This is a genomic window from Mycobacterium simiae, assembly GCF_008370645.1.
Taxonomy (GTDB): domain Bacteria; phylum Actinomycetota; class Actinomycetes; order Mycobacteriales; family Mycobacteriaceae; genus Mycobacterium; species Mycobacterium simiae_A.
In genome coordinates this window covers 23,499-37,303 of sequence record NZ_VTZN01000009.1, presented here as the reverse complement: position 1 = coordinate 37,303, position 13,805 = coordinate 23,499, and the positions used below count along the sequence as shown (strand labels likewise).

General features: G+C 65.4%; 4 protein-coding genes (1 of these 4 only partly in view). All 4 read right to left on the bottom strand.

The window, feature by feature from the left end; all coding sequences use genetic code 11:
- Tightly spaced (each overlapping or abutting the next), the 4 genes in view from F0Q45_RS03075 to fadD26 form a layout consistent with a single transcriptional unit that may run on beyond the window.
- Positions 1-1,931 carry the 5' end (the start) of a type I polyketide synthase gene (locus tag F0Q45_RS03075; RefSeq protein ID WP_149652508.1) on the bottom strand. It extends 4,579 nt beyond the left edge of the window, so only the first 1,931 of its 6,510 coding nucleotides appear in the window; its start codon is at positions 1,929-1,931; its stop codon lies off the left edge, out of view.
- Positions 1,931-6,490 carry a type I polyketide synthase gene (locus F0Q45_RS03070; RefSeq protein WP_149652507.1) on the bottom strand — a complete coding sequence of 1,520 codons (4,560 nt, stop codon included), beginning with the start codon at positions 6,488-6,490 and terminating at the stop codon, positions 1,931-1,933. Before F0Q45_RS03070 ends, F0Q45_RS03075 begins: the two co-directional genes overlap by 1 nt.
- Positions 6,487-12,057: a type I polyketide synthase gene (locus F0Q45_RS03065; protein WP_149652505.1), complete on the bottom strand. Its 5,571-nt coding sequence runs from the start codon at positions 12,055-12,057 to the stop codon at positions 6,487-6,489. The genes F0Q45_RS03070 and F0Q45_RS03065 overlap by 4 nt, the downstream gene beginning before the upstream one ends.
- The gene (gene fadD26 / locus F0Q45_RS03060; protein WP_149652503.1) at positions 12,054-13,805 is read right to left on the bottom strand and encodes a long-chain-fatty-acid--AMP ligase FAAL26/FadD26; all 1,752 of its coding nucleotides are present in this window, start codon (positions 13,803-13,805) and stop codon (positions 12,054-12,056) included. The genes F0Q45_RS03065 and fadD26 overlap by 4 nt, the downstream gene beginning before the upstream one ends.

Below are 13,805 nucleotides of genomic sequence, written 5' to 3'. Positions count from 1 at the left end.
CAGCGCCACAGCGCGGTAAGCGCCAGCTGCATGCCGATCAGGCCCAGCTGGATCTGCTCAATACCGACCAGCTCGGTGCCGCCGGCGATCACGTCTTGCAGCGAAAACCCGGCGTGGGCAACGAAATCGGGCTCGAGGGCGGCGATAGCTTCGGCAAAGGCCGGCTCGTCGGCCAGCAGCTGGCGGCCCATTCCGGCCCACTGCGATCCGCGCCCGGAGTAGACGAACACGATGCCCGCTCCGATGGCAGTGTCGTGCGGGGCCACCACGCCGGGGGCCGGCTGGCCGCTGGCCAGCGCACGCAGCCCGGCGATCGCCTCGGGGCGGTGCCGCGCCACTACGGTGGCGAACTTGGGTTGCCGGGTCCGGTGATGGTTGAGCGTGTGCGCCGCATCAGCCAGCGCGACACCGGCGCCCGGGCCCTGCATCCAGTCGGCCAGCACCGACGCTGTCGCCGCGACGCGCTGCGCTGTCTTGCCCGACACCACCAAGGTCGATACCGCGGGATCTGGGCCTTGCCGCGGCTGCGCCACCAGATCGGGGGCCTGTTCGATGACCACATGCGCGTTGGTTCCGCTGACCCCGAACGAGGAGACCCCGGCGCGGCGGGGCCGACCGGTGGCCGGCCATGCCATGCCCTCGGTTGCGATGGCTAGCTGCGATACGGCTGCGCTGGCGTGCGGTGTGAGCTGGCGAAAGTTCAGGTGCCGCGGAATGTAACCGTTGTGCACGGCAAGCACGGCCTTCATCAGCCCGGCGACACCGGCGGCCGCTTCCAGATGCCCGACGTTGGTCTTCACCGATCCGATCACCAGTGCCGCGGAGTTCTCCCGTTCGTTGAAAACCTTGCTCAGTGAGTCGAGTTCGATCGGGTCACCCAGCGGTGTTCCGGTTCCGTGGGCTTCGACGTAGTCGATATCGGCAGCCGCCAACCGCGACGACGTCAAGGCGTTGCGGAGCAACGCCTGTTGCGCGGGCCCGTTGGGAACGGTGACTCCGCTGCTGGCGCCGTCCTGGTTGACCGCCGACCCGCGTATGACGGCCAGGATGCGGTTGCCGTCGCGTACCGCGTCTTCCAACCGCTTGAGCACCACCACCCCGGCGCCCTCGCCGCGGACATACCCGTCGGCGGCCGCATCGAAGGTCTTGCACTGGCCCTCCGGAGATAGCATCCCCCAGCGCGAGCATGCGATGCTCGGTCCCGGGCTGAGCAACAAGTTGGTGCCGCCGACCAAGGCCGTGTCGCTTTCCCGCGAGCGCAGGCTTTGGCACGCCAAGTGCACTGCCACCAACGACGACGAGCAGGCCGTGTCGATGACGACCGCGGGGCCGCGGGCCCCGAGAATATAGGCGAGCCGTCCGGCGGCGAAGTTCGCGGAGTTTCCGGTGGGGATGTAGGCGTCGAGATCCTCCGGACGCAACCGGCCCGCCAATGTCAGCATGTAGTCGTAGGCCGTGACGCCGACGAAAACCGCAGTCTGCGTCCCGCGGATGGTGTGTGCTGGTACGCCGGCGTTCTCCAACGCTTCGAAGGCAACTTCAATCAATAGCCGCTGTTGCGGGTCCATCGCGGCCGCTTCACGTGGCGATATCGAGAAGAACTCGGCGTCGAACTCATCGGGATCCCAGCCGGTGAGAAACCCGCCTTCGCGACTGCAGATCGTTCCGGGCACGCTGTGGTCGTCGGTGTAGAAGGCGTCGGCATCCCACCGGTCGGCGGGAACCCGCACGATGCCGTTTCGGCCTGCGCACAACAGATCCCAGAACTGCTCCGGACTGTTTACTCCGCCCGGGAAGCGGCACCCCATACCCACCACCGCGATCGGTTCGGTGCTGGCCTTCTCGGCGATGGCCAGGCGCGCGGTTAGGTCGTCGATCTTGCGGAGCGCCTCAGTGATGATCGCCCGGCGATCAGTTGTCGGGGTGCTCATCACGAACCTCGTAGTCTTTCCGAAAGTTGTTGCAACAACTCATCTTCACTGAACTCGTCGTACAGATCGTCGGCGGCCGGCTGGTCGCTTACTTCCAACAGCTCCGGCAGGGTGCCGGCCAAATAGTCGGTAAGGCTGTACACCGTCGGGTAGTCAAAGACGACCGAAGCCGGCAGATGCTCACCGAGGCTTTCCGACAGCGCCCGCTGCAGCGTCACGCTCATCAGCGAATCCATGCCGAGTTGGAAGAACCCGGCCGAGGGGTCGAGGGTTGCGGTGGCAGGCATTCCCATCACGGCGGCGGCCAAGGCCCCGACGCGGTCGAACAGCATGTCGTGGCGTCGTTCAGCCTGGCAGGTGCGCAGGGTCTTGCGGAACTCGCTTTCCGGCAGCGTGACATCGTCCGGCGCGGGCAGCACGTCGTCGACGATGCGCAGCGATCCACGCGTGCGGTAGGCAGCTGCCAGCAACGGCCAATCCGCGGCTACCACAACCGAATGCACCCCGGAGTCGGGACTCATCGCCAGCGGCAGCGCCCCGATAGCGACCTGGTCGTCCATGGGCAGTAGCCCGGAGCCAGCGCTGACTTGGCTGGCATCGTGTTCGGCATCTGCCAAGGACTTCCACAAGCCCCAGTCGACGACAGTGGCCGCCAGGCCCATCACCCGGCGGGCGTACGCCAGAGCGTCCAGGTAGCCGCTGGTTGCGGTGTAGTGGGCCAGCCAGCGTGAACCGGTCAGGCCCGAGATGGAGGAGAACATGACGAAGTGGCGCACCGGTGTTTTGACCGAGAGCCGGTGCAGCAGCGCGGCAGCGTCCAGTTTGGGGGCAAACATGGCTTGGACGTCGTCGTGGGTCATCTCGTGGAGCAGCACCGGCCGACCGGAAAAGGCGGCCAGAAAAACGCCCTCCAGCGGCGGCAAGTCGGCGCCGAACCGGTCGAAGAGCCGCGTCATGGCGGCCTCGTCGGTAGCATCGGCGGCCACCGTCACCAGGTTCTTTGCTGCTGCGGCAAGGCTTTCGGCTACCTCGGCCAGTCGGCTGCCGGGATTGCGCGACACCGCGACGATGGTCGTGGCTCCCATCTGGGCGAGCTGGCGGATCAGATGCGGCCCAATGTTGCCAGTAGCTCCGATCACCAGTTGGCTGGCGTCGGCGCTCAGCGCGACGGGTTCGGTTGGCACAGTTCGTCGCTGCAGCCGGGGCACGTGGCGGGTGCCCCGCCGATACACGACCTGATCCTCTTGGGCCGCGTCCTGCGCTGCGGACAGGACATGGCGCACCGCCAGTTCGGCGGGCAGCAAGTCGTCGAGATCGATAAGTCCGCCATAGATTTCGGGATGTTCCAGGGCGAGCGAGCGCCCCAGGCCCCACAGCACCGCATGCACCGGGTTGGCTCGATCCCCCTCCGAGACCGGCTGGGCGTTGCGGGTCGCGATGAACAACGTGGCCGGCGACTCGCTTGCGACCATCGCGGCAGCCAGCCGTCGCGTTGCGTCGAATAGGTGGTAGGCCTGCCCGATATCGAGAAGATCACCGGGGACCGCCGGTGCGTAGAGCACGTTGTCTACGCCGGTGAGCGCGTCAGATAAAGTCAGCTCACCGTCTTCCGAAAGTGCTGCCGGGGTGAGGGAATCGACCGCAACGTCTGGGCCGGCGACGCGGCGCATGGCCGTGGAAATTCCGGTGTCTGCGATCACGAGCCAGGTCGCGGTGCTGGGCGTGTCGGCGTCGGGGGCTGGGCGGGCCGGCCAGTTTAGCTGGTAGTACCAGTCGGCCAGCGGATCGCCATCGGAGTTCTGTTGCGCGGCCAGACGTGGTAGAGCTGCTGCGTCGGCGGGACCGGTGCTGATCCAGTGCCGGGTGTGCTGCCATGGGGTGGTGGCGATCCGCGGGCGCGGCTCGGGCGGATGCGGCGTCTGCGGCGGGTGCGCGGAGTCGACGCAGTAAAGGTTGCAGCGGAAGGTCACGGTATCGTCGGTATCGCGTTGCAGCGTACCGATGGTCGTGTAGGTCCCGCCCCGGTGCGCGTCTTCCACAGTGTCGCTGATGGCTTGGGTCAGCAGTGGGTGCGCGCTGACCTCGATGAAGGTGTGGTTGTCGGTCGCCGCAGCGGCGATGGCCTGCTGGAAGCGCACCGGGTTGCGCATGTTGGTGGCCCAGTGCTCGGCATCAAACACTGGTCGGGTGTCGAGATTTTCGTAGGTGGTGGAGATGATCGGAATGGTCGGGGTCCGTGGGGTCAAGTCGGCGAGCTCGGAACGCAGCTGGGGCTGCAGCGCATCCATCGCCGGATTGTGTGGGGCCACTTCGATATTGACCCGGCTGGCGAAGCGGTTCTGGGCGCGTACCTGGGTGATGAGCTCGTCGATCTGCTGGGTGGGCCCGGCGATTACCGTCTGCCGCGGGGAGTTGTATATACCAAGGGTCACCTGTGGGTGGTCGGCGATCAGCTGCTGCGTGGTCGCCGCGTCGAGCCCGAGCAGGGCCATGCCGCCTTGTCCGGACAGGGGCGCCATCAGCCGGGATCGGACGGCGGTCACCCGCAATCCTTCGGCTGGGGTAAGCGCTCCGGCGACCACCGCGGCAGCCACCTCACCCATGGAGTGCCCGATCACCAGGTCGGGCTGCAGGCCGTAGCAGCGCCACAACTGTGTCAAGGTGAGCTGCATACCGATCAGACCGAGCTGGATCTGCTCGATGCCCACCAGTTCTTTTCCGCCGGCGATGACGTCGTGCAGCGAGAAGCCGGCTTGTTCGACGAACACCGGTTCCAGTTCGGCCACCGCCGCGGCAAAAGCGGGTTCGTCGGTCAGCAGTTGGCGCCCCATTCCGGCCCACTGCGATCCGCGCCCGGAGTAGACGAACACCGTGCCCGGCCCCGGAGGACCGTCCTGCGGGCACAGCACGCCGGGCGCGGACTGGCCGGCGGCCAGCGCCCGTAATCCTGTCATCGCCTGGTCGCGGTCACGGGCGACGACGGTGCCGAACGTGGGCTGTCGGGCCCGGTGGTGATTGAGGGTGTGGGCCACCTCGGCCAACGACACTTCGGCGCCCGGGCCTGCCAGCCAATCGGCGAGCACTGCCGCCGTGGCGGTCACCCGCTGCGTCGTCTTACCTGTCACCACCAACGTCGACACCGCGGTATCGGTGCTGCTCCCGGATGCCTTAGCCAGCTGGGCCAGCTCGGGGCCCTGCTCGATGATGATGTGGGCGTTGGTGCCGCCTAATCCGAACGACGATACCGCCGCCCGCCGCGGTCCCTCCGTCGTGGGCCATGAGGCGTTCTCGGTGGGAACGAAAAATCTGGTCGATGCGGCATCGATGGCTGGATTCCATTGCGAGAAATGCAGATTCGGCGGAATGGTGGCGTGCTGTACGGCGAGTGCCGCCTTGATGAATCCCGCGATACCGGCCGCTGCCTCCAGGTGACCGATATTGGTTTTCACCGCCCCCAGCGCGCACGAACCCTCGCCCCGGCCGTAGGTGGCCGCCAGCGCTTCGAACTCGATCGGGTCACCCAGCACCGTGCCGGTGCCGTGGGCTTCGACGTAGTGCACCGTCTCTGGTGCGACGTCACTGGATCGCAGCGCATCGGCGATCACGTCGCACTGAGCCGCCGTATTCGGCGCGGTGACCCCATTGGAGCGGCCGTCCTGATTGACCGCCGAACCGCGGACCACCGCCAGTACCTGGTCGCCGTCACGCACGGCGTCGGTCAGTCGCTTGAGCACCACTACTCCGGCGCCCTCACCGCGCACAAATCCGTCTGCCGCCGCGTCGAACGCGGCGCATCGGCCATGGGGGGATAGCAAACCCCAGGCAGAGATCGCGATTTGGGTTTCCGGGCGAAGGGTGACACTCACTCCGCCGGCCAGCGCCAAATCGGTTTCGCGCAGACGCAAACTCTGGCAGGCCAGATGCACCGCCACCAACGACGACGAACACGCGGTGTCCACCGCCACTGCCGGTCCGCGCAGCCCTAGCAGGTAGGAGATCCGACCCACCGTGATGCTGTGGGCATTTCCGGTTCCGCTGTAGGCGTCCACATTCTCCAGGTCGGCGGCCAACATAGACTGATACTCGTTGAAATAAACGCCCATCAGGACGCCGGTGCGGGTGCCGGCCAGGGAATCCGGCGCTATGCCAGCGTCTTCGAGGGCCTCCCACGCAACCTCGAGCAGCATCCGTTGCTGCGGGTCCATGGCGGCTGCTTCGCGTGGGGTGATGCCGAAAAACTCGGCGTCGAAGCCGGCAATGTCGGGCACGAAACCGCCCCACTTCGTGGTCATCCGGCCAGCGGCCAGCGGGTCGGGATGGTAGAACGCGTCCGCGTCCCACCGATCGGCCGGGATCCGTGAGATGGCGTCGCGGCCGTCGACCAGCAAGTCCCAGAAGCTGTCTGGGCCGGTCACAGCGCCGGGAAGGCGACAGCCGATTCCCACCACCGCGATGGGTTCGGCCACCGTAATGCGAGAGATCTTGTTGAACTCCTCGGCCAAAGTGGCGCGCTGCTGTGCGCTCATACCGGAAATCCGGCTGAACGCGGTTCGTATCACCTTTCGCTCTCAGTCGACGTCGATTCAATCCGGTCGAACAGGCTGTCCAAGACACTGCCCGCCGACGCGGACAGCGCAGCTATCTCGTCGTCCCCTGAATCATGCTGTGGTGCAACACGTTTGCTCAGATAGCCGGCGAGTGATGCCACCGTGGGATGGTTGAACAGCATGGTGGCCGAAAGCTCTATCCCGACGAGCTGCTCAGCTTCCCGCCGAATCGCCATTGCCATCAGCGAGTTGAGTCCCAATTCGGCGAACGGCCGGTCGGTATCCAGTTCGGTTTCCGGCAACCGCAATTCGGCGGCGATAATGCCGCGCAACCCGTTCTCCAGTTCGGTACGCACCTCCGCGGCCGACAGCTGTGACCAATTCCGGGCCGGTTTCCGGTATGTCAGGGTCTCGGCGCCGTCTGCGTCGAACGGTGAGGGCACCGGCACCACCACCGCTTGCGCGACGTCGTAACCGTCAAGGTATTCCCACGCCGTGAAAGCCTCCGAGGGCGTGATGTCACGCGAACCCATGCGCTGCAATTCTTCGCTGACGATGAGGGCGTCGGCGGCGAAGCCGAGCCCTCGCCAGGCCACCCAGTCCAGACTCAGGGTGTGGCAACCCTGCTGGCGGCGCGCCCGGGCCAGCGCGTCCAGATAGGAATTGGCGGCCGCATAGGAACCCTGGCCTGGGATACCGAATATCCCTGCTGCCGAGGCGGTTAGGTAGAGGAAATCCACGCTGCCGGGTGGAAATGCCTCATGCAGCACGTGGCTGCCGGCGATCTTGGGCCACATCACTTGCCGCACCGCATCCTCGGTCATCGTCGTCACCAGTTGATCGCTGATGACGCCCGCGGCGTGAATGATCCCGCGGATCGGCGCGGCTCCCTCCCGATCCCGTCTGGCGAGAAGGGCTTGCACGTCGTCGCGGCATCCGACGTCGACGGCGACGGCTTCGACGGTGACACCTCGCATTTCTAGGGCTCGGATGGTATCGATCTTGTGGCGCTGTTCGGAGGTAAGGGTGCCAAGGTCCCAATCCCGCCGTGGCGGCAAGGGCGTACGGCCGGTCAGTATCAATCGGCGAGCGCCGCGGTCGGCAAGCCAGTCGGCCATCAGCAGACCGAGCGCTCCCATTCCACCGGTGATCAGGTAGGCGGCGTCGGGCCGGCATGGCACCGATGCGCGTACCGGCTCGCCCCGGACCGGTGCCAAGCTGGGGGCGAGCACTATGCCGTCCCGTAGCACCAAGATCGACTTGCTTGGTGTCGGAATCAGATCGGCAAGTGCCGGCCCGGCTTGGGCCAAAGCGTCGTCGACGTCGCTATCGACGGCGAGATCGACCAGCCCACCCCACAGCTCGGGATGCTCCGCGGCGATGACTCCCGCCAATCCCCATAAGAAGCTTTGGCGCAGCGCCGACGGAGTCACCGACTCGTGGACTCCGCGTGTGACGATCCACAGCGCGGCAGGCTTGTCGGGTTCCCGTTCGGCCAGCGTGCGGACCAGCGCACTGATGGCAGCGGAAGTCCGGACGGCGAAGTCGACGTCGGTATCGTCGGCGCTGTCGCCGTTGGCGAGGTAGAGCACGTAACGGGCATCGGATACCGGGGCTGGCGGGTATCCGGCCGCTTCCAGTCGCGACGTGAGCCCTGCGCCGCCAGCGCCGATTACCGCAACAGAACCGATTGTCGTAGCGGGTTTTTCGTCGGCGCGATCACTGCGCGGTTGCCAGTCGATAGTGTGCACAAAATTCCTGGCATCCGAATGTGGTTCGACGCTCGCCCCGGCGGGTTGTCCGGCGCCCAAGTCCAGCGCCCGATACCGAAGCGAGCGCATCGACACGCCGGGTTCTGCGCCGCCGGACGACACCGTGACATCGACGGTGATCCCGTCTCCATCTGAGACGATGTGGCTCAGCGCCACCGAACCATGCGATGCGGCCAGAGCGTCCCCGAACCACATCTGCTCGACGCTTGCCGGTACGAACAGGCGCGCATCAGCCAGGTCCGCCAGCGCGCCGACGTGTACTGCGGCGTCCAGCAACGGCGCAGCCGACCCTTCCAGTGGCGCCTCGGGCAGCTCAATCCCCACCTGCACGCCAGCCGACGTTGGTACCCAGGAAACCACCGACCAGCCGAACGGAAGGCCGTCGACCCCATGGAGCGCGAACAGCGCTGCGATGTCTGGTACCTGGTCACTGTGGCCGTTGGACGGGAAGTGCGCGTCGGCCTGACGGCGGTCGCTGGGCGGCAGCGCTGAGCCCGCCGGTGGCGCCGAAAGTTGGGCAGTCAGATGCCGGGTCCACCTGTCTGCAGCCGTTTCGGTAGCTGGGCTCGAAGCCAGGCTGATCGTGTGGTTATCGGCGACAACCTGGATCCGGCGTGGCTGGTCGGCGAAAATAGGTTGCTCGAATCGGATGCCGGACAACGCGCAGTAGCCCAATTCCCGGGCAGCCGCAACGATGGTGCTCAGCACAATAGATGCCGGGACTATCTCGACCCCGTGGAACCGGTACCGACCCGGGTAAGGCTTGGCGTACGGCGCCAGCCTCGCTTGCCAGAGGTGGCAAGGCGGATTGGATACGACCGTGGTGTGTTGGCCGAGCAGGGTGCCCGCCGCCGGTGCCGATCCGACCGAGCTAGCCCGACGTCTGGTGCTGATCCAGTGGCGGCTGTGCTGCCAAGGAGTGGCGGGAATGGGGGGGTGAGGTTCTTGGGGATGGTGAGTGTGTGGAGGGTGGCCGGTATGGACGGCGTTGACGTTGGTGCGAAACGCGATGGTGTCGTCGCTGTCGCGGTGTAGCGTCCCAATGCTGGTGTATCGGATGCCGTGCTGGGCACTGAGCAACGTGTCGCTGATGGCCTGGGTTAGCAACGGGTGTCCGCTGACTTCGATGAAGGTGTGGTGATCGGTACCAGCCGCAGTGATGGCCTGCTGGAAATGCACTGGATTGCGCATGTTGGTGGACCAGTGCTCGGCGTCGAACATTGGGCGGATGCCCAGGTCTGCATAAGTGGTCGAGATGATCGGAATCGTTGGCGTGCGCGGGGTCAAATCCGCTAGCTCGGAACGCATCTGGGGCTGCAGCGGATCCATGGCCGGATTGTGTGGGGCCACTTCGATACTGACCCGGCTGGCGAAGCGGTCCCGGGCGCGCACGGTCGTGATCAACTCGTCGATCTGCGCGGCGGGCCCAGCGATCACCATCTGGCGCGGCGAATTGTAGATCCCCAACGTCACCTGCGGATAGTCGGCGATCAAGGCTTCCGTCTCGGCCGCGTCGAGCTCGAGCAGCGCCATTCCGCCCTGTCCGGACAGCGGTGCCATCAGCCGGGACCGGGTCGCGGTGACCCGCAAGCCCTCGGCGGGGGTTAGTGCTCCGCACACCACGGCGGCGGCCACCTCACCCATGGAATGGCCGATCACTAGGTCGGGTTGCACGCCGGCGGAACGCCACAGCTCGGTGAGCGCCAGCTGCATGCCGATCAGGCCGAGCTGGATCTGTTCGATGCCAACCAGCTCCTTGCCGTCAGAAAGCACTTCGTGCAGGGAGAAGCCGGCCTGTTCGACGAACGCTGGCTCCAAATCGGCTACCGCAGCAGCAAATGCGGGTTCGTCCGCCAGCAGTTGGCGGCCCATTCCGGCCCACTGCCAACCACGACCGGAGTAAACGAACACGGTACCGGGACCGGGCGGGCCCTCTTGTGGATTGACCACACCGGGGGCGTGCTGCCTAGCGGCCAGGGCACGCATTCCGGCGACCGCCTGGGCGCGATCCCGCGCGACCACGGTGCCGAAAGTGCTCTGCCGCGACCGGTGATGATTGACCGTGTGGGCGATATCAGCCAATGGCACCTCTGCGCCGGGCCCTTCCATCCAGTCGGCGAGCACCCCGGCCGTGGTGGCTACCCGTTGCGGCGTCTTGCCGGCCACGATCAGCGTCGACACCGCCGGAGCGGCGTCGATAATCTCGGGTAGTGCAGCCACCTCCTGGCCCTGCTCGATCACCACATGTGCGTTGGTGCCGCCAAATCCGAAGGACGACACGCCCGCCCGGCGCGGATGGCCCGTGTCCGGCCATTCGCTCAGGGCGTCAACAACTTTCATCCGTAAGTCGGCAAACGGAATGTGCGGGTTAGGGCTTTCGAAGTGCTGATTCGGCGGAATCTGGCCCTGCTGCACGGCCAAGACCGTCTTGATGAAGCCGGCGATCCCCGCCGCCGCCTCGGTGTGGCCAAGGTTGGTCTTCACCGCGCCGATGAGCAGGGGAGAGTCTTCGGGACGCCCGCGTCCCAGCACCGTGCCGAGGGCTCGCGCTTCGATCGGATCCCCCAACAAGGTGCCGGTCCCGTGAGTTTCGACATAGTCAACTTCGTTGGGCTGCATCCCCGCGTTGGCGTAAGCGGCGCGGAGCACGGCCATTTGGGCCGCCGGGTTGGGCGCCATCAGACCGTTGGAGCGACCGTCTTGGTTGACCGATGAACCGCAGATCACCGCCAGCACGCGATCACCGTCGCGTTGCGCGTCGGTCAACCGCTTGAGCACCACCACCCCGGCTCCTTCACCGCGCACAAACCCGTCGGCGGCCGCGTCGAACGCGCGGCACCGACCGGTGGGCGACAACGCGCCAACTTGGTCGAAGCCGCGAAACACCGCAGGGGACAACAACAGGTTCACTCCGGCCGCGATTGCCAGGTTGGAGTCCTGAGTCCGGAGGCTTTGGCAGGCCAGGTGGATCGCTACCAACGACGACGAGCATGCGGTATCCACCGCCACCGATGGCCCGCGCAGATCAAGGAAATACGAGAGGCGATTCGCGATGATACTCATGGCACCACCGGTGTTGCTCCAGCCGTCGACCTGAGACAGGTCGGTGGACGCCATAGCGCCGTATTCGCTGAGGCATGACCCGGCGAACACTCCCGTCTGGGAGCGGCGCAGCGAGTTGGGAGGAATCCCGGCGTGCTCCAACGCTTCCCAGGCCACTTCCAGCAGTAGGCGTTGCTGGGGGTCCATCTTGTCGGCTTCGCTGGGGGAAATCTCGAAGAACTCGGCGTCGAAAGCGTCGATGTCGGGCAGGAATGAGCCCCACCGCGTGGTGCGGGCGAGCAGTGCCTTTACTTCGGGGGTGCCGTCGTCAAACAGCTCCCACCGTTCGTCGGGAACACATCCGATCGCAGAGCGACGCTCACATAAGAACTGCCACAACGCATCTGGACCGGAGACTCCGCCCGGAAAGCGGCATCCCATTCCGATGACGGCGATCGGCTCTTCCAGTGAGCGCCGATTCGGGCGATGGTGTGCCGCTGGTGATTCGGCGCCGGGCTCGGGCGCAGTCAGGTGTGCGGCCAGGGCATTGATTGTCGGGTGTTCCCAAAAGTCGATGGGGGACACCGTCTTACCCAACAACTCCGTCAACTCCCCGGAGAGCACCACGGTGTCACGGGAACCTACCCCCAGGTCGGCCAGCGACAGATTGGGGTCTACCTCGTCGGGTGTGCAACCGATGTTCGTTACCAGGTAGTCGACCAGCCAGTGCCGAAGGTCGGCTTCGCCGCCGATGCTGGCCGTCATACCGTCACATCCAGGCGTTCGAATCCGTCGCGGCGATACCGTTCGACACACGCTGAACGCCGGATCTTGCCGCTGGTGGTGATGGGGATCGAGCCTGGAGACACCAAAACAAGATCAGCCACCCGCAGACTGTGTGACCGCGAGATCGCAAACGCGACTTCATGCTTGACCGAACGCAGTTTCAGCATGGCCTCTTCAGCCGAAGCTCCACGTCGCTTCAGCTCGATGATCGCCACGAGCTGTTCGGTGATGTCGTCTGGCACGGATATGGCGGCCACGCGGCCGCCGGTGATCTCCTGGATGGTGGCCTCGATGTCGTCAGGATAGTGGTTGCGACCGTCGACGATCAGCAGGTCTTTGATGCGGCCCATGATGAACAGTTCGCCATCGGATATGACACCGAGGTCTCCGGTTCGAAGCCACGGCCCCGCTGGGGTTCCCGGTGCCGCATTGGCGATTGTTGCGTTGAACGTGCGCATGGTCTGCTCCGGCTTTTGCCAATAGCCCATCGCCACATGGTCGCCACGCACCCAGATCTCACCGACAACTCCCGACGTATTTTCGACCATGGTCTCCGGGTCGACGATTCGCACTGAGGACGGCTCGGGTGAGCCGTAGCTGATGAGTTCGGTGCCAACTGTCCCGTCGGCTCCGCAGCGCCGGGCTTGACCAGCCGTCAAGTGCTCGTAGTCGAACCGGACAGTCGTGGGCGCGGTATCAGGCGCGGGAGCCGCCACGTAGAGGGTCGCTTCGGCGAGCCCGTAGGAGGGTCGCACCGCCGTCGGGCTGAGGTTGTACGGGGCGAAACGTTCGGTGAAACGCTTCACCGTTGCGACGTGGATTCGCTCGCTGCCGCTGACGATGCCGAGCACGTCGCCCAGGTCGAGCCCGGCCATGTCGTCGTCGGAGGTTCTACGCACCGCCAACTCAAACGCAAAGTTGGGAGCCGCAGAAAAGCATCGTGGGTTGGTGGCAAGTAACTGCATCCAGCAGGCCGGTCGGCGCAGAAATGACATCGGGCTGATCAACACCGCGCTGCGACCAGCCACCAAGGGCGCACAAATTCCTAGAATCAGGCCCATGTCGTGAAACAACGGCAGCCACGACACCAAAGTTTCGAGCGGGATCTTCTCGCTATCGCCAAAATAGCCGTAGAGGCTTTGTGTCACGTTGGCAATGACGTTCTTGTGCGACACAATGACACCAGCGGGCGTGCGGGTCGAGCCCGACGTGTATTGCAGGTAGGCCGCTCCGTGAGACAGCCCAGCAGCTGCCGGCTGCCTATGCTGTGCGTCCAAGTCGAGTAGATCAACCTCGATCACAAACGGGGCCGCGTGCCCATCCCGCGCGCATGCATATTTTGTTACGTCCGCGACCACAGACGACGTCGTGAGAATGGCGACGGGGCTGGCATCGCGTAACACTGCGGAAACGCGGTCGTCGTGGATGCCATACTGCGGCGCAGAAAGCGGAACCGCAATAAATCCAGCCTGCAGCGCGCCGAGAAAGGCGACAATATATTCCAGTCCCTGCGGCGCCAAAATTGCTACTCTATCGCCGGGCGAGCCGCACAATTTTAACTCTTCAGCAATAATGCAAGCGCGCCCGTAGGCCTGTGCCCACGTAAGGCTCTCGGCGAAACCTTGTGGATCCAATCCGTAGTCGATGAACGTATACGCGGTGGTGCTAGCCTGCTGATCCGCCCGCTGCTTCAGCAAAGCTGGAACGGAAGAGTCCATCACCGGCAT